This window comes from Bradyrhizobium sp. UNPF46, from assembly GCF_006658625.1.
GTDB lineage: Bacteria > Pseudomonadota > Alphaproteobacteria > Rhizobiales > Xanthobacteraceae > Bradyrhizobium > Bradyrhizobium nitroreducens.
Genome location: NZ_LFJB01000001.1, coordinates 53,889 through 72,425 on the forward strand (window position 1 = coordinate 53,889; position 18,537 = coordinate 72,425).

The following is an 18,537-nucleotide window of genomic DNA, read 5'->3' on the forward strand; positions in this document are numbered from 1 at the left end:
CTCAGAGCATGCTCGGCAGCACGCGATCCGGCGGCTTGTGGGCGTCGAGGAAGGTGCGGATGTTGATGATCACCTTCTCGCCCATCTCGACGCGGCCTTCGATCGTGGCCGAGCCCATATGCGGCAGCAGCGTCACCTTGCCGGCCTTGGCGAGCCGCACCAGCTTCGGGTTGACCGCGGGCTCGTGCTCGTAGACGTCGAGGCCGGCGCCGGCGATCTCGCCGCCTTCGATCAGCTTGATCAGCGTGTCCTCGTCCGTCACCTCGCCGCGCGCGGTGTTGACGATGTAGGCGTCTTTCCGGATCAGCTTCAGCCGCCGTGCCGAGAGCAGATGATAGGTCGCCGGCGTGTGCGGACAGTTCACCGAGATGATGTCCATTCGCGCCAGCATCTGGTCGAGGCTCTCCCAATAGGTCGCGCCCAACTCTTCGGCGATCTTCGGCGCGACGGGACGGCGGTTGTGATAGTGGATCTGCAGGCCGAAGGCGCGGGCGCGGCGCGCGACCGCCTGACCGATGCGGCCCATGCCGATGATGCCGAGGCGTTTTCCTCCGATGCGGTGGCCGAGCATCCAGGTCGGCGACCAGCCCGCCCAGGGTTTTCCCTCCGTCAGGATCGAGGCGCCTTCTATCATCCGGCGCGGCACGGCCAGGATCAGCGCCATGGTCATGTCGGCGGTATCCTCGGTCAGGACCTTCGGCGTGTTGGTGACGGTGATGCCGCGGGCATGCGCGGCCTCGACGTCGATATTGTCGACGCCGTTGCCGAAATTGGCGATCAGCCGCAGCTTGCAGTCCGCCTGGTTGACGATGTCGGCGCTGATATGGTCGGTGACGGTTGGAACCAGAACGTCGGCGGTGCGCGCGGCTTCCGCGAGCTGCTCGGCCGACATCGGCGTGTCCTCGAGATTGATCCGCGCGTCGAACAATTCGCGCATCCGCGTCTCGATCGAATCCGGCAGCTTGCGCGTCACGACGACGAGGGGCTTTTTCTTCACCGACATGTCCTGCTCTCATGAGGCGTCGCAGGCCGCCTCTGTCGCCAAAGGTCGGTCGTTGAGGCCTCATTAACCCGGTTGTTCGACACTGCCCTTGCCGTGTCCGTCCCCGGCGTTTCCTTCAAGTTCTCCCGATATTTCCGGCCGGAAAATCGGGGCAAACTGGTTGTTCAAGTGCCCGTCCTCTCTAGCAGAAGGCCGGGCCAAGACAAGAACCACGGGTTTAAGGCTTTGGGAACACCCGCGTGGGGCGGGAGAGGGCTGACGCGGCAGGTTTTGGATTTTGGAGTGAGGACCCGGCTCGGCCGGGTCTGCGACGGGAGACGGGTAGATGGCGTTGGGGCGTTTTTGTTCTGTGATGGCGCTCGTTTGCACCTGGTTGAGCGCCTCGGTCGGCCCCTCGCATTCGGCCAAGGACAATACCCCGCAGACCGCCAGCGGCCTGCCGGTGCCGCGCTACGTCAGCCTCAAATCGGATCACGTCAACGTCCGCGCCGGCCCGACCAAGGACAATGACGTGGCCTGGGTCTATACCCGCGCCGGCTTGCCGGTCGAAATTACCGCCGAGTTCGAGAACTGGCGCCGGGTGCGCGATTCCGAAGGCGCCGAGGGCTGGGTCTATCACTCGCTGCTGTCGGGCCGCCGCACCGCGGTGGTCACCATGAAGCACAAGGATGAACTCGCCCCGATCTACGACCGGGCCGATCCTGACAGCGCGGTTGCAGCAAAGCTCCAGGCCGGAGTCGTCACGCAGGTGAAGAAGTGCGCTGCAAACTGGTGCCGCGTCACCGGCAACGGCTTCGATGGCTGGATCCAGCAGGAGCGGCTCTGGGGTGTGTATTCCGACGAGCAGGTGAATTGACGTCTTTGGGCAGCGGGTAAGCTGCTGCTCCAGCGTCATGCCCGGGCTCGTCCCGGGCATCCACGTCCTTCGCGCCTAGTCCAAAAACGTAGATGGCCGGGACAGGCCCGGCCATGACGACCATATTGGATTTCGGGGCCTGTTTAGCGCTTCTTGCGCAGGCGCACGACCATGTCGATGCGCGCGATCTCGTAACCCTCGGGCACCTCCGGCATCTTGGACAGCGCCAGATGCGGATCCTCGATGTCGACCAGCTCATGGCTGTTCTCGAGGTAGTAGTGGTGGTGGGTGGTGACGTTGGTGTCGAAATAGGTCTTGGTGCCGTCGACACTGACCTGGCGGAGCAGGCCGGCATCGGTGAGCTGGTTCAGTGTGTTGTAGACGGTCGCCAGCGACACCGGAACCTTGGCCAGGGTCGCTTCCTCGTAGAGCATTTCAGCCGTCAGGTGACGCGCACCCTTGCCGAACAGCAGCCAGCCGAGCGCCATGCGCTGGCGCGTCGGACGAAGCCCGGCGGACTGGAGCATTTCGTTGACGTCGTGCCAGGGACAGCCGGTCAGAGCCGGCTGGCGGCCGGACAGGAGGGCCGCGGCGTGGACGTCGTCGTCGTGATGGGGCGCGGTATTCTCGCTCATTTCCAGATTTCAGGCACGCGTGAACAATATCTCTCCGCAATATAGGAAGAGAAAGATGCAGATGCAAGTTTCTCGCAACTAGAGAGGTTCTAATCAGCCTTGAAGGTTCTAAGCAGTCTTGGAACCGAGCCCGGATCGCGTCATTTTACCTTCATGGATGCGCTTTGCCACCTGAAATGGCCTGTGTTAGAGAGCGCGCGGTTCCGCTTAGCCGATTTTGGCGCAGCCGGGCATGGAAGCCCGGCCGGCAGTCCATCCGGGGCTTGCGGGAGCTGCGCCTGACGACGGCAATTGGCGTTGCTCTCCGACCGAGACGGGGCCCATTTTCGCCAAAGAACGCCGCTCAATCGGAATTTGAACAGAGGCTCGTGCATGCTGAACAGGCGCAACGGTTACGAATACGAGGACTTGCTGGCGTGTGCCCGCGGCGAGATGTTCGGCCCGGGCAATGCCCAGCTGCCGTTGCCGCCGATGCTGATGTTCGACCGCATCACCGAGATCAACGACAATGGCGGCGAGTTCGGCAAGGGGCTGGTGCGCGCCGAGCTCGACGTGAAGCCCGACCTCTGGTTCTTCGGCTGCCACTTCAAGAACGACCCGGTGATGCCCGGCTGCCTCGGCCTCGACGCGCTGTGGCAAATGGTCGGCTTCTATCTCGGCTGGACCGGGGGCGAAGGTCGCGGTCGCGCGCTCGGTCTGAACGAGCTGAAGTTCAGTGGCCAGGTACTGCCCGAGGCGCGCAAGGTTGTGTACAACGTCGATATCAAACGCGTGATGCGTTCAAAGCTGGTGCTCGGTATCGCCGACGGGTGGCTTTCGGTCGATGACCAGATTATTTATCGCGCCAAGGACCTGAAGGTCGGCCTGTTCAAGCAGGGCACGAGCCTGGGCTGAGCGCATCACCACGTAGACAACGAGCAAGAAGACAACGAGCAGGGCGAGGCTGTCATGAGGCGGGTTGTGGTCACCGGGATGGGCATCGTCTCGTCGATCGGAAACAACACCCAGGAAGTGCTTGCGAGCCTTCACGAGGCGAAGTCGGGCATTTCTCGGGCTGAGAAATATGCCGAGCTCGGCTTTCGTTCGCAGGTGCAAGGCGCGCCGACGCTCGATCCCGCGACGGTGGTCGACCGCCGCGCCATGCGCTTCCTCGGCCAGGGCGCGGCGTGGAATCACATTGCGATGGAGCAGGCGATTCAGGACTCCGGTCTGAGCCCTGAGGAAGTCTCCAACATCCGCACCGGCATCATCATGGGCTCCGGCGGTCCTTCGGCACGCACCATCGTCGAATCCGCCGACATCACCCGCACCAAGGGACCGAAGCGCGTCGGACCGTTTGCAGTGCCGAAGGCGATGTCGTCCACGGCCTCCGCGACGCTTGCGACCTGGTTCAAGATCAAGGGCGTGAACTACTCGATCTCCTCGGCCTGCGCGACGTCGAACCATTGCGTCGGCAATGCCTATGAGACGATCCAGATCGGCAAGCAGGACGTCATCTTCGCCGGCGGCTGCGAGGAGCTCGACTGGTCGCTGTCGGTGCTGTTCGACGCCATGGGCGCGATGTCCTCGAAGTACAACGACACGCCGGCCACGGCCTCGCGTCCCTACGACCTCAACCGTGACGGCTTCGTCATCGCCGGCGGCGCCGGTGTGCTGGTGCTGGAAGAGCTCGAGCATGCCAAGGCGCGCGGCGCCCGCATCTACGGCGAGATCGTCGGTTACGGTGCGACCTCGGACGGCTACGACATGGTTGCGCCGTCGGGCGAAGGCGCCGAGCGCTGCATGCGCATGGCGATGTCGACGGTGAAGACCAAGGTCGACTACATTAATCCGCACGCGACCTCGACGCCGGCCGGCGATCCCCCGGAGATCGATGCGCTCCGCCGCGTGTTCGGCTCTGGTGAGAAGTGCCCGCCGATCTCGGCGACCAAGGCGCTGACCGGCCATTCGCTGGGTGCCACCGGCGTGCAGGAGGCGATCTACTCGCTGTTGATGATGAACAACGGCTTCATCTGCGAGAGCGCGCACATCCAGGAGCTCGACCCCGTGTTCGCCGACATGCCGATCGTGCGCAAGCGCATCGACAACGTCAAGATCGGCACCGTGCTGTCGAATTCGTTCGGCTTCGGCGGCACCAATGCCACGCTGGTGTTCAGCCGGATGGATGTGTGAGCACGGATTTCGTCATGCCCCGCCTAGTGCGCAATTGCGCACGGGGGCGGGGCATCCAGTACGCCGCGGCTTTTCAAATTTTCACGAACGTCTCTGGAATACTGGATCGCCCGCCTGCGCGGGCGATGACCACGAATGGTTGGGAGTGGCGAGGCCATGGAAGGTTTGATGAAGGGCAAGCGCGGTCTGATCATGGGCGTCGCCAATGATCATTCGATCGCCTGGGGCATGGCCAAGACGCTGCACGCTCACGGCGCCGAGCTTGCCTTCACCTTCCAGGGCGAAGCTCTCGGCAGGCGCGTCAAACCGCTGGCAGAATCGCTCGGTGTCGATCTGGTGCTGCCCTGCGACGTCGAGGACATCGCCAGCGTCGATGCCACGTTCGCGGCGCTTCGCGAAAAATGGGGCAAGCTCGACTTCGTCATCCACGCGATCGGCTTTGCCGACAAGAACGAGCTGAAGGGCCGCTACGCCGACACCAGCCGCGAGAATTTTTCGCGCACCATGGTGATCTCCTGCTTCTCGTTCACGGAAATCGCCAAGCGCGCCGCCGAATTGATGACGGACGGCGGCAGCATGATCACGTTGACCTTCGGCGCCTCGGAACGCGCGATGCCGAACTACAACGTGATGGGCGTGGCCAAGGCGGCGCTGGAAGCCTCGGTGCGCTATCTCGCTTCCGATTTCGGACCGCGCGGCATCCGCGTCAACGCGATCTCCGCCGGTCCCATCCGCACGCTCGCAGGCTCCGGCATCGGCGAGGCGCGCGCGATGTTCGCCTTCATGCAAAAGCATTCGCCGCTGCGTCGCGGCGTCACGCTCGACGAGCTCGGCGGCTCGGCGCTGTATCTGTTGTCGGATCTGTCCGGCGGCGTGACCGGCGAGATCCACTATGTCGATTCCGGCTACAACATCGTCCTGATGCCGCGGCCGGACGATTTGAAGACTGAATAGACCGCGCCCTTCCTCCTGCCCCACGATCATGGGGCTGACTCGCCCGTCAAATCATGCTTGCTGCTCCCCCGTGACGCCGTAGGATCGTTTCTCCAGCGGCTCGGGAGGAGTGATCGTGCCAAGGCTGCATGCGATGTGTCGCGCGAGCGCGCTGGCGGCCGTTGCGGGCGCGATGCTGCTGTGCGGCGGTTCGCATGCCCAGGCACAGTCGACGATCTGGGACGCGACCCTCTCCAACACCAACTGGTATGTCCCGACGGCGCAGCTGTTGGCCTATGCCGCGCCGAAGACCGGCTTCTCCAATCCGACCCCGATCGGCGACCAGACCCTGTGGTCGCTCGCGACGGCAACCAACGGCTCGTTCACCGGAACGAGCGTGGCGCAACTCAAGATCGGGCCCGCTCTTCTGACCGATACCTCGACCATCCAGGGTTTTGTCACGACCGCGGGCCAGATCACCATGCAGTTCACCCCGACATCCGGCGGCGCGGTGACGGTTGGCCTCGGCCATATGCGAACCGTGGGTGGCGTGACCTCGATGGAGATGCAGATGATCACGGGCGACAGCGTGCTCGTGACGCACTGGGCCTACATGCTCCCCTACGATCCCGCGACCTTCACGCCGCCGGCTTCGCAGCCCGTTCCCGCCAACTCCGTTCCGCAATGGGCGTGGACCTCAGGCACGCCGTGGCGGATCACCAGCAACGCGTTGTTCGGCACGTCGGCCCCCGGCCGTTTCGTCATCACGAATTATCAGAATGGGTATTTCTGGGGTGCGGGCGTCGCCCCCGCCGGAAGCAGTGCCGCCAACTTCACGCTGCTGGGCTCGGTAACGCCGGAGGGCAATGTGCTCTTCAACACGCTCTCGAAGGGTACGCTCGCCAGCCTCTATGGTGCAGCCAGCGGCGATGCCTCGGGCGCGCAAATGCTCGTCAGCACCTACGATCTCTCCGGCAATCCGACCGGCGGCATCGCCTATCTCTCTTTGGTGCGCCCCTATGCGGAAACGCTTCAGGCGCAGAACAGCCGCGCGGGCCTCGGTGCAGCCGACATGCTCTATCGCCTGTCGGCGACCTCGCTCGGCTGGACGGGGAGCATGGCAGCCGGCTTCACTGTGCTCGACAATCTCAGCGGCTCCGGTCTCGTCAACGCGGTCAACCAGACCTTGCCCGTTCTCACCGGTGCGGCGTCGCAGGCGACCTACGCCACGCAACGCGTGTTCCAGCAGGCGATGACGGGGCGGCTCGACGGTGTGCTCGGGATGGACAACACGGGCGTCACGCCCGAGCGAAATCTTTGGATGAAGCCGCTCGGCGGCAGCACCCGGCAGGCTGGCGTCGATGGTGTCCCCGGCTATAACGCGTCCGGTGGCGGCATCGCGGTTGGCGCAGACGCGACGATCTCGCCGCGCGCGATGCTCGGCGGCGTGTTCGCCTATTCGCATCAGGCCATCACCGGCAGCGACGACACCGTGCCAAGCCGGCTCTCCATCGATTCCTATCAGGCGGGCCTCTATGGCGCCTATGCGCTCGGTCATGGCATTCAAATCGATGGCCAACTCGACGGTGCGCTGAATGACAACAGCGAGAGCCGCTCGCTCAGCTTCATTGGCAGCACGGCCGGCGCCGGCTATCGCTCCTACAGCGGTCACGTCGGAACCGGCGTCCGCAAGATGATCCCGGTCGAGCCGGGACTTACCATCGCGCCGTCGCTGCGGCTGGACTATGGGCAGGTTCGCTCGCCCGCCTATCAGGAGGCCGGCGCGGGCGGATTCAGCCTCAACGTAGACGCCCAAACCTATCGCGAGCTGACAGTGACGGCCGGGCTGAAGGGGGCATACCAGATCGCGAAGCAGGTCTATCTCACCAGTGATGTCGGCGTCGGCTACAACACGTTGAACCAGGGATTGCAGATCAAGTCGGCATTTGCCGGCGGCGGCGATAGTTTCGTCACCAACGGCCTTGCACTATCGCCCTGGATCTACTCGACCGCGCTTGGCCTCGTCGCAGCCGATGGCAAGGGGTTTGATCTCGGCATTCGCTACGGTGTTGCAGCGACGTCCTCCGGACTGGTTCAGCAGTCCGGGCTCGCCGTCCTCAAGATCAAGCTGTAGACGCGGCGTCCTCAGCCCGCCGCGATCTTCTCCGCGCGCTGGAATGCCGGCCGCGCCAGACAACGCGCCAGATAGGCATCGAAGGCCGGGCGCGACGGCACCATTTTGAACTGGCGCACTGCGAAATTCAGGCCCGAGCCGATCGTGACGTCGGCCGCGGAAAATTCCTCGCCGAGAATCCACGGTCCCTTGGCGAGCGCGGCTTCCAGCACGTCGAACACCTGTGTCGCGCTGCCCCAGGCCGCGGTCGATGTCGGGATCTCGATCTTGGTGAAGATCTGGATGATGGCGGGCTCGATGCAGCCGGGAGAAAAGAATAGCCACTGCAGATACCGTCCGCGGCGCGGGTCGGTCACATCAGGCGCCAGCTTGGTCTCGGGATAGCGGTCGGCGATGTAGGCGCAGATCGCGGCCGCTTCGCCGAGTGCGACATCGCCGTCGGTGAGCGCCGGCACCTTGCCCATCGGGTTGATTTTCAGAAAGTCCGGTGCCTTCTGCGCGCCGGTCGAGATGTCGGTCAGCACGCGCTCATAGGGCAGGCCGCTCTCCTCCATCAGCCAGAGCGTCGTGAACGAGCGCGAGCGGGGCGACCAATAGAGCTTGATCATGGCGCGGAACCTTTCATCGGCGGAAGGCCAACAGCGCGCAATTCATGCCGCGTTTGCCGCGCATTCGCAACGCACTACGCCTAGCTGGAAGCCAACCAGCGTGAGCGATATTTGGGTCAACGTTGTTCAGTGTCCCTTTGGCGTGCTGCTGGTCGACGTCCAAGCAAGAGCGGCAACGTCTTGTCGAGGCTTTCCGCCAGCATGGCGCGCACGCCGTCGCGCATTGCGGAATTGTCGGCGGCATCTTCAGGGCGCGTTGGAAACGATTCTGCGGGCAACTCGCGATAAGGGCCGCCGACGAGCTTGCCCAAGAACCTCTGCACCGCCAGCGAATGATCCAGGTTGATCAGCGCAGAACTCTGTCTGACGATGGCAAAGTCGCGCCCGTCAAAGATACGGATAAACGCCAGGGCGTGGAGAAAGATGCGACGTCCGAGCACCACGTCCTGGTTGAGGATGCCGAAGCCGCGGACCGTATAGCTTGATGACCCGATCGGACTGATTGAATTGAGGATCTGGATGTAGTGTCGGCAATTCGTTCCTTTCACGGCCTCGCGCATGTATCCGGCCAGCTCCGCGTTGGGATCGCGGACCAACCTGTCTTTCAACGTGTCCTTTGACTCATCGCGGGGAGGAAATTTCGCCGGGTTGTAGGGAATTCTCAGAACGGACGCGCCGGCAGGGATCGCGGCGCGAGTCCGCGCGAAGATCAGATCGCTCAGTCCCCAGCCTGGGATCGGGACCACCGTCTTCTTGTTCTGAAATATGGTCAGGCCGGTCGTCTGCACCGTGAACTCATCGCCGGTGGTGACGACGACACCGAAGTCGCACGAGCCGCCGGCCATGGGAGCGGGCCTGCCCGTCGCTTCACGCCGCGTGGTCAGCTTGCCATTGGCTTGTTTGACGGTTGGTTGTGCCGTCTCCGGTAGGGCTTGTGCCGAAGCCTGAGTTGTAAAACACCATAGGATGATCGTAATGGCGAGCAGCCGGGCGATGATGCTGAATATGGCTGTGTTCGCAGGCGCAGCCAAACTTGATCCTTTGGCGCGTCGCGTCGGCAAAGGCGCTTACTCTTCCTTTAGATAGCCGGGGAGGTTCCGGTCGAGCCGTTCTACGACGAGCGCACGCGTCCTCTCGCGCAACGCCGCGTTGGTCGAAGCTGCTTCGGGCGGATCTGGGAATAGCGAATTGTCGAGCTTCGTGATCGGGTCTTCAAACAGACGCATGCTTGTGGCGAGGTTCGCGCCGATATCCGTAAGGGGGCGCTTGATCTGTTCGTAGCTACGGCCGTCAATCAACGTGATCGCAACATTGGCGAAAAGGTGTGAGTGCCGAATCAAGCTGCCGAGCCCCTGGTTGTAGGTGCCGATGCCGTTCAGCGTCATGTTCGAGTTCGGCAGCTTCGTCTTGAAAGTGGTCGCGACGAGATAGCGATCGCAATTCGCATTCGCGGTGAACCCCTTCACGATCACCGGCAGAGTCTCTTTGGGGTCCGGGATGAAGATCGCCTTCGCATGATAGAACGGATCGAAGGCGCCCTTGGGATAAGCGATCCTGCGTATCGAGGAATCGTTGTTCGTTGCCGCGCGCACGCGCGCGAAAACGAGATCATCGAGGCCCCAATCGATCGGGACCTCCTTTGCTTCCGCCTCGAAGATTGTCACGCCGAACTTCTGTACGGAGTAATGCTCGCCGATTGCCGAGATTACGCCGAGACGGCACGGACCGCCGGTCATCTGCTCGGCAGGTTTGACTGCCGCAGTTTTCGGCTTCGTCGCCGCTTTCTTGACGGTCGGCTTTGAGGGAGACGTGGGTGGCGCGGTGGTTGCAGGAGGAGTTTGAGCTGCTGCCAGAGCTAGAGAAGACAGCAAAACGATCGCGGAAGCAGCAAATCGAATCATGGATTCCAGGGCATCAGCAGCGGGAGAATATCGATCACGCCACCCTAGATTAGGACGGTGACAACCGCAAGCTGCATCAGGAGATCGCCGCTTATCCGGCCGACTGCCGCTTCCACCGATAGTACTTCATCATGAAGCCGTTCGACGGCTCGATCTCTTCCTTCTCGAACACAAAGCCCTCGCGCTCGTACCAGCGCCAGGCCTTCTCGTTCTCGCGGACGCAGCGCAGGTACATCTCCTCGGGCATTTTCGCGCGCGTGAATGCCAGCAGCTTTCGGCCGAGCGATTTCCCTTGATAGGCCGGCGCAACGAAAAGCATGTCGAGATAGAGCCTCGGCACATGCAGCGCCAGCATGGCGGCGATCGTGCCGTGATCGTCGGCGACGAACAGGCTCCACCCGTCATTGATCTCGTGCCTGATGCGCGCGCGAAGGTTTGCCAGCAGGAAATCGCTCGCTTCGCCCAGTCCGGTCGAGACCCAGCTCTCCATCCAGACGCGGCCGACCTCGTCGTACTCGTCCGGGCGGGCGGGGCGGATGACGGGCTGCGGCATCGCGAGCTTATGCTCGCTGGCTGCGCACGGATTGCCGTGCGCGCACCTTGCCGGCCGACAGGCACACCACTTCCGAGATTTGCAGCAGCTGCCGCGCCAGCGGGCTGGTCTTGCGCCAGACCATGCCGATGGTGCGGGATGGCTGCGGGTCGCGGAAGCGCGCCAGCGAGACTGAGGCCGATCGCGTCTCCACCGGCACCGCCATCTCCGGGATCAACGTCACGCCGATGCCGGCGCTCACCATCTGGACCAGCGTCGACAGCGAATTGGCGTCCAGCATCTCGCGCGGCGGCGCCGACTGCATGTTGCAGAACGACAGCGCCTGATCGCGGAAGCAGTGTCCCTCTTCGAGGAGCAGCAGCCGCATCTCGCGCATCATCTCGCGCGAGGGCACCGGCGTGCCTTCATCGGATCCCGGGCGCACCAGCAGAAACTTTTCATCGAACAGCGCGACCTCGGTGAGCGAGGGCTCGGACACCGGCAGCGCCACGATCGCGGTGTCGAGCCGCCCTTCCACCAGTTCCTGGATCAGGCGCGGCGTCATGGTCTCGCGCACGCGGATGTCGAGCTCGGGATGCATGCGCGTGAGATTCTTGGTGATCTTCGGCAGGAGATAGGGCGCAATCGTCGGGATCATGCCGATGCGCAGGCGCCCCGCGAAACGGTCCTGCGAGGCGCGGGCGAAATCGCCGAGCTCATCGACCGAGCGCAAAATGTCGCGGACGCGCTGCGCGAGCTCCTCGCCGAACCGGGTCAGCGCCACCTGGCGCGCGCTGCGCTCCAGCAGCAGGCCGCCGAGCGCCTCCTCCAACTCCTTGATCTGCATCGACAAGGCCGGCTGCGAGATGGAGCAGGCCTCCGCGGCGCGGCCGAAATGACCATGACGGGCTAGCGCATCGAAATACCGGAGCTGGCGCAGCGTGACGTTCAGCATCAGCAAATCTTATTGCAGCGATCATTAAAGTCAACTTCCCCTGATCGAACGCGACGCCTAGAGTGGTTCTACCTGGTCAAAAGGCGCGAGTTCGACGCCACCAGAGGAGGTATTCATGGACGACTCTTCGAAGTGCCCGTTTTCGGGCGGAAAGCCCACGCGCGTGAACCGCGACTGGTGGCCGACGCAGCTCAACATTGAGGTCCTGCACAAGAATTCCGCCCTGTCCGACCCCATGGGCAAGGATTTCGACTACGCCAAGGAATTCAAGACGCTCGATCTCAACGCGGTCATCAAGGACCTGACCGCGCTGATGACCGACTCGCAGGAATGGTGGCCGGCCGACTTCGGTCACTACGGCGGTCTCATGATCCGCATGGCCTGGCACAGCGCGGGCACCTATCGCACCACCGACGGCCGCGGCGGCGCCGGCGCCGGTCAGCAGCGTTTCGCGCCGCTCAACAGCTGGCCCGACAACGCCAACCTCGACAAGGCGCGCCGGCTGCTCTGGCCGATCAAGCAGAAATATGGCCGCAAGATCTCCTGGGCCGACCTGATGGTGCTCGCCGGCAACGTCGCGCTGGAATCGATGGGCTTCAAGACGTTTGGCTTTGCGGGCGGTCGCGCCGACGTCTGGGAGCCGGAAGAGCTTTATTGGGGTCCCGAAGGCACCTGGCTGGGCGATGAGCGCTATAGCGGCGAACGCCAGCTCGCCGAGCCGCTCGGCGCGGTGCAGATGGGCCTGATCTATGTCAACCCGGAAGGCCCGAACGGCAAGCCGGATCCGGTCGCCGCGGCCAAGGACATCCGCGAGACCTTCGCCCGCATGGCGATGAACGACGAAGAGACCGTCGCGCTGATCGCCGGCGGCCACACCTTCGGCAAGACCCACGGCGCGGGCGATCCGTCGCTGGTCGGTCCGGAGCCGGAAGCGGGCGCGCTGGAAGATCAGGGCCTCGGCTGGAAGAGCAAGCATGCTTCGGGACGTGGTGGCGATTCCATCACCAGCGGTCTTGAGGTGACCTGGACCTCGTCGCCCACGAAGTGGAGCAATAATTTCTTCTGGAATTTGTTCGGCTACGAGTGGGAGCTGACCAAGAGCCCGGGTGGTGCACATCAGTGGACGCCAAAAGGTGGCGCCGGCGCCAATACGGTGCCGGACGCGCACGATCCGTCGAAGCGCCACGCTCCGGGAATGCTGACGACCGACCTCTCGCTGCGCTTCGATCCGGCCTATGAGAAGATCTCGCGTCGTTTCCTGGAAAATCCCGATCAGTTCGCGGACGCCTTCGCCCGCGCCTGGTTCAAGCTCACCCATCGCGACATGGGCCCGATCCAGCGCTATCTCGGCCCTCTGGTGCCGAAGGAGACGCTGATCTGGCAGGATCCGATTCCGGCCGTGGATCACGAACTGGCCAGCGAGCAGGACATCGCTGCGCTGAAGAGCAAGATCCTGGCTTCCGGCCTTTCGGTCTCCGAGCTGGTCTCGACGGCGTGGGCGTCGGCCTCGACATTCCGCGGCTCGGACAAGCGCGGCGGCGCCAACGGCGCGCGCATCCGTCTTGCCCCGCAGAAGGACTGGGAGGTGAACCAGCCGGCCCAGCTCGCCAAGGTGCTCGGCAAGCTGGAAGCGATCCAGAAGGACTTCAACGCGTCCTCGGGCGCCAAGAAGGTCTCGCTCGCGGACCTCATCGTCCTCGGCGGCACCGCCGCGGTCGAGAAGGCCGCGAAGGATGCCGGGGTCGACGTCAAGGTTGCGTTCACCCCGGGTCGCATGGATGCCTCGCAGGAGCAGACGGACGCAGCCTCCTTCGCTCCGCTGGAGCCGCGGGCCGATGGCTTCCGCAACTATGTCGGCAAGAAGCACCAGTTCATGCAGCAGGAAGAAGCGCTCGTCGATCGCGCCCAGCTGCTCAGGCTCACCGGCCCGGAAATGACCGTCCTGGTCGGCGGTCTGCGCGTGCTCGGCGCCAATGCGAACGGGTCGAAGCACGGTGTCTTCACCAAGACGGTGGGAACGCTCTCCAACGACTTCTTCGTCAACCTGCTCGACATGAGCGCGCAGTGGACGCCGGTCGCCGACGGCAGCTACGAGGCCCGCGATCGCAAGACCAATGCGGTGAAGTGGACCGGCACGCGCGTCGATCTGATCTTCGGCGCGCACTCGCAGCTCCGCGCCTTCGCCGAAGTCTATGCGACCTCGGACTCCAAGGAGAAGTTCGTGCAGGACTTCGCCAAGGCCTGGACCAAGGTGATGAACCTCGACCGCTACGACATCGTGGCGTCCTGACGCGGCGGTGCTCCACCTCTCCCGCGTGCTTGCGGGAGAGGGGGCGCAAATTGCCCGGAGCGGCACAAACAAAAGGGCGGCCTTTCGGCCGCCCTTCGTGTTTCTGGCAGTCCAGCGAAGCTTACTCGCCGGCGGCTTCGCGCGGGGCCTTCTCGCCCTCGCCGCCCTTGCCTTCGAGGTCTTCGCCGGTGACCTGGTCGACCACCTTCATCGACAGGCGGGTCTTGCCGCGGTCGTCGAAGCCGAGCAGCTTGACCTTGACCTTGTCGCCTTCCTTGACGACGTCGGAGGTCTTCTGCACGCGGTTGGCGGCGAGCTGGCTGATGTGGACGAGGCCGTCCTTGGAGCCGAAGAAGTTCACGAACGCGCCGAACTCCATCACCTTGACGACGGTGCCGTCATAGATCTGGCCGACTTCCGGATCGGACGCGATCGACTTGATCCACTTGATCGCGGCCTTCATCGCCTCGCCGTCGGAGGAGGCGACCTTCACGGTGCCGTCGTCCTCGATGTTGACCTTGGCGCCGGTCTTCTCGACGATCTCGCGGATCACCTTGCCGCCGGTGCCGATCACTTCGCGGATCTTGTCGGTGGCGATCTTGAAGGTCTCGATGCGCGGCGCGTATTCGCCGAGCTCGGCGCGGGCGTTGGTCAGCGCCTTGGCCATCTCGCCGAGGATGTGGATACGGCCATCCTTGGCCTGGGCCAGCGCCACCTTCATGATCTCTTCGGTGATGCCCTCGATCTTGATGTCCATCTGGAGCGAGGTGATGCCCGCTTCCGTGCCGGCCACCTTGAAGTCCATGTCGCCGAGATGGTCTTCGTCGCCGAGGATGTCCGAGAGCACCGCAAAGCGCTTGTCTTCGAGGATCAGGCCCATCGCGATGCCCGCGGTCGGCCGCTTCAACGGCACGCCGGCATCCATCAGCGCGAGCGAGGCGCCGCAGACCGAAGCCATCGAGGACGAGCCGTTCGATTCAGTGATCTCCGACACCACGCGCGTGGTGTAGGGGAACTCGTGGTGCGGCGGCAGCACCGGGTGGATCGCGCGCCAGGCGAGCTTGCCGTGGCCGATCTCGCGGCGCTTGGTGCCGCCGAGGCGACCGGTCTCACCGACCGAGTAGGGAGGGAAGTTGTAGTGCAGCAGGAACGTCTCTTTGTACGTTCCCGACAGCGCGTCGATGTACTGCTCGTCCTCGCCGGTGCCCAGCGTGGTCACGACCAGCGCCTGGGTCTCGCCGCGGGTGAACAGCGCAGAGCCGTGGGCGCGGGGCAGCACGCCGACTTCGGCGACGATGTTGCGCACGGTCTTGCTGTCGCGGCCGTCGATGCGCTTGCCGGTGTCGAGGATGTTCCAGCGAACGATCTTGGCCTCGAGCTCCTTGAACACCGCGGAGATGCGCAGCTTGTCGTATTTCGGCTCCTGCCCTTCGGGGAAGTAATGGGCGATCACCTTCTCCTTGACCTTGCCGACCGCGGCGTAGCGGTCCTGCTTGACCGGGATGGCGTAGGCGGCGCGCAGCTCCTGCTCGACGAGGCCGAGCATCTCCTTCTCGAGCGCGGAATTGTCGATGACGGTGACTTCGCGCGGCTCCTTGGCGGCCTTCTCAGCGAGCTCGATGATGGCGTTGATCACCGGCTGGAAGTGACGGTGACCGAACATCACCGCGCCGAGCATGATGTCCTCGTTCAACTCCTTGGCTTCCGATTCCACCATCAGCACGGCGTCGGCGGTGCCGGCGACGACCAGGTCGAGCTGGGTGTCGACCATCTCGTCGAGCGTCGGGTTGAGGATGAACTCGTCATTGGCGAAGCCGACGCGGGCGGCGCCGATCGGGCCCTTGAAGGGCGCGCCGGACAGGGTCAGCGCGGCGGACGAAGCCACCAGCGCGACGATATCAGGGTCGTTCTCCATGTCGTGCGAGAGCACGGTGACGATCACCTGGGTCTCGTTGCGCCAGCCGTCGACGAACAGCGGACGGATCGGACGGTCGATCAGGCGGGAGACCAGCGTCTCCTTCTCGGTCGGACGTCCCTCACGCTTGAAATAGCCGCCGGGGATGCGGCCCGCAGCGTAGGTCTTCTCCTGGTAGTCGACGGTCAGCGGCAGGAAGTCGACGCCTTCGCGCGGCGCCTTCGCCGCGACGACGGTGGCGAGCACGACGGTCTCGCCATAGGTGGCGACGACGGCGCCATCGGCCTGACGGGCGATCTTGCCGGTTTCCAGCTTGAGAGTGCGTCCACCCCAGTCGATCTCGACCGAATGCTTATTGAACATAGATGTCTTCTTTCATGGGTTCTCGAAAGAAGGACGGCTCGAAAAACAAAAACCATGCGCAAGATTGCGGGGCGCTGATCGAAGCGGGTGATCAGCGTCCTGCGATCCTGCCATGGTTTTTGGATTTCGGATGGCGTCCATCCTTTCGGGTCATACGGGCGCCTTGCCCGTTGTGCCCAGCCGCCGGATTGCTGCTGGACTGTCAGTCGGCACGAGCGCGAACACCGAACCTTAGGTCTTCGCTCATCATGCCCCGGATCCGAATCGTCAACGATCCGCATCCGGCGTGCGCGCAGCTTCGATCAAAAGGCCTTAAATAAACGCTCTCGCTCGAAACCACGCACGAAAACGCGCGCCAGTGGCGCGCGTGGGAACACTTAGCGACGAATGTTGTGCTTCTCGAGCAGAGCCTTGTAACGCGCCTCGTCCCGCTTCTTCAGGTAGTCGAGCAGCGAGCGGCGGGTCGAGACCAGCTTCAAGAGGCCACGACGCGAATGGTTGTCCTTCACGTGGGTCTTGAAGTGGTTGGTCAGGTTGTTGATGCGCTCCGACAGGATCGCGACCTGAACCTCCGGCGAACCGGTGTCGCCGGCCTTGGTGGCATTCGTCTTGATGACTTCCGCTTTGCGTTCTGCGGCAATCGACATCGTCAATTTCTCTCGTTGCGACCGGGGCTGGCAGTCAGGCCGGTCAGGTTGAACACACGCTTGGGGATGATTTCGCCATTGCCAACTTCAGCAAGCGCCAAAAGACGGCCTGCCACCGTGACATAGACTGTGCCGCTACAAGTGGGCGCATCCCGTCCGCGCAACAAAACGGCCTGGCCCCGATGGAGCCTTGCCGCATCAGCCCGAGTGACGGCCAGTGCCGGGATGTCGTCCAGCGCGGTCTCAACGGGCATAAGCGCGTCCGCGAGGCTACCCTCGCCGGACGCGGCTCTATCGCACAAAGCCTCCAGCTGATCCAGCGGAATCATGTCGTTTTCGCCAAATGGGCCGACCAGGGTCCGCCGGAGCGCGCAGATATGGCCGTAAGTGCCGAGAATCCGGCCCATATCGCGGGCCAGCGCGCGGACATAGGTGCCCTTGCCGCACTCGGCCTCGAACACGGCCCGGTCGCTATCCGGTTGATCCACAAGGGTTAAATGGTGAATCTCGACCGGACGGGGCGCCAATTCCACGACCTCGCCGTCGCGGGCGAGGTCATAGGCCCGCTCGCCCTGGACCTTGATCGCCGAATAGCGCGGCGGGATCTGCTCGATGACCCCGGTAAAGCGCGGCAGGAGGGCCAGGATGGCCTCCCGGGTCGGACGCTGGTCGGAGGTCGCGGTGACCCGGCCTTCGATGTCGTCGGTGTCGCGCTCCTCGCCCCAGCACACCGTGAACTGGTAGCGCTTGCGGCCGTCCATGACGAAGGGAACGGTCTTGGTGGCTTCACCGAGCGCGATCGGCAGCCCGCCCGAGGCGAGCGGATCGAGCGTGCCGGCATGTCCGGCGCGCTTGGCGTTGAACAGGCGCTTGAGCACGGCAACCGCCTGCGTCGAGGTCATGCCGATCGGCTTGTCGAGCACGACCCAGCCATGGACGTCGCGCCGATCGCGGCGAACCTGGTTGCCCTTCTGCTTGTTGTTGGCACGCGGATCGTTGTTGACGCGGCGCGGCTCGTGATGCGGCTGAGTATTGCCGCCCATGTCCGCAAAATTATTTTTCTGCACGTCGCGCTGATCGGCCTGTTCGCCGCTGATCGTGTCGTGAGCCGGGTCCATCGTCATCGTTCTTCTTCCCGATCCGTCTCCGGATCCTGTTCCAAGTCCTGTTTGGAGTCTTGTTCGAGGTCCTTCTGCACCGCAGGTGTTCGCAAAAGCTTCTCGATCCGTTCCGCTTCGTCGAATCGTTCGTCGACGCGGAAGCGAATGTCAGGTGCAAATTTCAGGTTAACGCGCCGCGCGACCTCGCCGCGCAGGAACTTCTTGTTGCGTTCGAGCGCAGCGATGACGATGTCGGTGTCGCGGCCACCGAGCGGCATCACATAGACTGTCGCGAGCTTCAGGTCGGGCGACATCCGCACCTCCGGCACGGTGATGATGTGACCTTCGAGGTCAGCATCATGCACATTGCCTTGCGCCAGAATATCGGCCATCGCGTGGCGAACCTGCTCGCCGACGCGCAACTGACGTTGCGAGCCTCCGCCGGGGACGGAACTCTTCTTCTGATGATGGCGTGGCATTCTCGAAAATCACC

Annotated in this window: 17 protein-coding genes; 6 read left to right on the plus strand and 11 right to left on the minus strand. The window is 63.7% G+C overall.

The features are described 5' to 3' along the window. Position 1 precedes the first annotated feature (1 nt). Positions 2 to 1,003, minus strand: a complete 1,002-nt coding sequence (locus UNPF46_RS00260; protein WP_100178610.1) for a 2-hydroxyacid dehydrogenase — start codon at positions 1,001 to 1,003, stop codon at positions 2 to 4. A 325-nt stretch (positions 1,004 to 1,328) separates the two neighbouring features. Between UNPF46_RS00260 and UNPF46_RS00265 the strand changes: the two genes are divergently transcribed. After that, positions 1,329 to 1,859: an SH3 domain-containing protein gene (locus tag UNPF46_RS00265; protein ID WP_100178609.1), complete on the plus strand. Its 531-nt coding sequence runs from the start codon at positions 1,329 to 1,331 to the stop codon at positions 1,857 to 1,859. 143 nt (positions 1,860 to 2,002) lie between these two features. Here UNPF46_RS00265 and irrA read toward each other — a convergent pair whose 3' ends face one another. Next, positions 2,003 to 2,494: an iron response transcriptional regulator IrrA gene (irrA, locus tag UNPF46_RS00275; protein ID WP_008131763.1), complete on the minus strand. Its 492-nt coding sequence runs from the start codon at positions 2,492 to 2,494 to the stop codon at positions 2,003 to 2,005. Between the two features lie 372 nt (positions 2,495 to 2,866). Between irrA and fabA the strand changes: the two genes are divergently transcribed. The 4 genes from fabA to UNPF46_RS00295 all read left to right on the plus strand — a co-directional run bounded on the left by fabA (position 2,867) and on the right by UNPF46_RS00295 (position 7,733). After that, positions 2,867 to 3,388, plus strand: a complete 522-nt coding sequence (fabA, locus tag UNPF46_RS00280) for a bifunctional 3-hydroxydecanoyl-ACP dehydratase/trans-2-decenoyl-ACP isomerase (protein WP_092289360.1) — start codon at positions 2,867 to 2,869, stop codon at positions 3,386 to 3,388. 54 nt (positions 3,389 to 3,442) lie between these two features. Beyond that, a complete protein-coding gene (gene fabB, locus UNPF46_RS00285) occupies positions 3,443 to 4,666 on the plus strand; it encodes a beta-ketoacyl-ACP synthase I (RefSeq protein ID WP_100178608.1) in 1,224 nt (407 codons plus the stop codon). A gap of 156 nt (positions 4,667 to 4,822) precedes the next feature. Next, positions 4,823 to 5,620: an enoyl-ACP reductase FabI gene (gene fabI / locus UNPF46_RS00290; RefSeq protein ID WP_100178607.1), complete on the plus strand. Its 798-nt coding sequence runs from the start codon at positions 4,823 to 4,825 to the stop codon at positions 5,618 to 5,620. 133 nt (positions 5,621 to 5,753) lie between these two features. Further along, complete coding sequence (locus tag UNPF46_RS00295; RefSeq protein ID WP_142248672.1) at positions 5,754 to 7,733, plus strand: autotransporter outer membrane beta-barrel domain-containing protein; 1,980 nt, start codon at positions 5,754 to 5,756, stop codon at positions 7,731 to 7,733. Positions 7,734 to 7,744: 11 nt separating this feature from the next. Here the strand turns inward: UNPF46_RS00295 and UNPF46_RS00300 are convergent, their stop codons facing one another. From UNPF46_RS00300 to UNPF46_RS00320, 5 genes are all read right to left on the minus strand, one after another. After that, positions 7,745 to 8,341 carry a glutathione S-transferase family protein gene (locus UNPF46_RS00300; RefSeq protein WP_100178606.1) on the minus strand — a complete coding sequence of 199 codons (597 nt, stop codon included), beginning with the start codon at positions 8,339 to 8,341 and terminating at the stop codon, positions 7,745 to 7,747. Positions 8,342 to 8,457: 116 nt separating this feature from the next. Continuing rightward, positions 8,458 to 9,372 (minus strand): hypothetical protein, encoded by a 915-nt coding sequence (locus UNPF46_RS00305; RefSeq protein ID WP_246668569.1) that lies wholly within the window; start codon positions 9,370 to 9,372, stop codon positions 8,458 to 8,460. A gap of 36 nt (positions 9,373 to 9,408) precedes the next feature. Continuing rightward, positions 9,409 to 10,242, minus strand: coding sequence for a hypothetical protein (locus tag UNPF46_RS00310; protein WP_142248650.1), 834 nt, complete (start codon positions 10,240 to 10,242; stop codon positions 9,409 to 9,411). 91 nt (positions 10,243 to 10,333) lie between these two features. Next, positions 10,334 to 10,795 (minus strand): GNAT family N-acetyltransferase, encoded by a 462-nt coding sequence (locus tag UNPF46_RS00315; protein WP_142248651.1) that lies wholly within the window; start codon positions 10,793 to 10,795, stop codon positions 10,334 to 10,336. Between the two features lie 7 nt (positions 10,796 to 10,802). Then, the gene (locus tag UNPF46_RS00320) at positions 10,803 to 11,729 is read right to left on the minus strand and encodes a hydrogen peroxide-inducible genes activator (RefSeq protein WP_100178603.1); all 927 of its coding nucleotides are present in this window, start codon (positions 11,727 to 11,729) and stop codon (positions 10,803 to 10,805) included. Positions 11,730 to 11,844: 115 nt separating this feature from the next. On the opposite strand from UNPF46_RS00320, the gene katG reads away from it, so the two are divergent. Further along, complete coding sequence (katG, locus tag UNPF46_RS00325) at positions 11,845 to 14,019, plus strand: catalase/peroxidase HPI (protein WP_100178602.1); 2,175 nt, start codon at positions 11,845 to 11,847, stop codon at positions 14,017 to 14,019. A gap of 121 nt (positions 14,020 to 14,140) precedes the next feature. Here katG and pnp read toward each other — a convergent pair whose 3' ends face one another. The 4 genes from pnp to rbfA all read right to left on the minus strand — a co-directional run bounded on the left by pnp (position 14,141) and on the right by rbfA (position 18,523). Continuing rightward, positions 14,141 to 16,297 carry a polyribonucleotide nucleotidyltransferase gene (gene pnp, locus UNPF46_RS00330; RefSeq protein WP_100178601.1) on the minus strand — a complete coding sequence of 719 codons (2,157 nt, stop codon included), beginning with the start codon at positions 16,295 to 16,297 and terminating at the stop codon, positions 14,141 to 14,143. 377 nt (positions 16,298 to 16,674) lie between these two features. After that, positions 16,675 to 16,944 (minus strand): 30S ribosomal protein S15, encoded by a 270-nt coding sequence (rpsO, locus tag UNPF46_RS00335; RefSeq protein WP_018644188.1) that lies wholly within the window; start codon positions 16,942 to 16,944, stop codon positions 16,675 to 16,677. Between the two features lie 2 nt (positions 16,945 to 16,946). After that, on the minus strand, positions 16,947 to 18,068 hold the full coding sequence (gene truB / locus UNPF46_RS00340) for a tRNA pseudouridine(55) synthase TruB (protein ID WP_181769711.1): 1,122 nt from the start codon (positions 18,066 to 18,068) through the stop codon (positions 16,947 to 16,949). Further along, positions 18,065 to 18,523, minus strand: coding sequence for a 30S ribosome-binding factor RbfA (gene rbfA, locus UNPF46_RS00345; protein WP_100178600.1), 459 nt, complete (start codon positions 18,521 to 18,523; stop codon positions 18,065 to 18,067). Before rbfA ends, truB begins: the two co-directional genes overlap by 4 nt. Between the last annotated feature and the right edge of the window lie 14 nt (positions 18,524 to 18,537).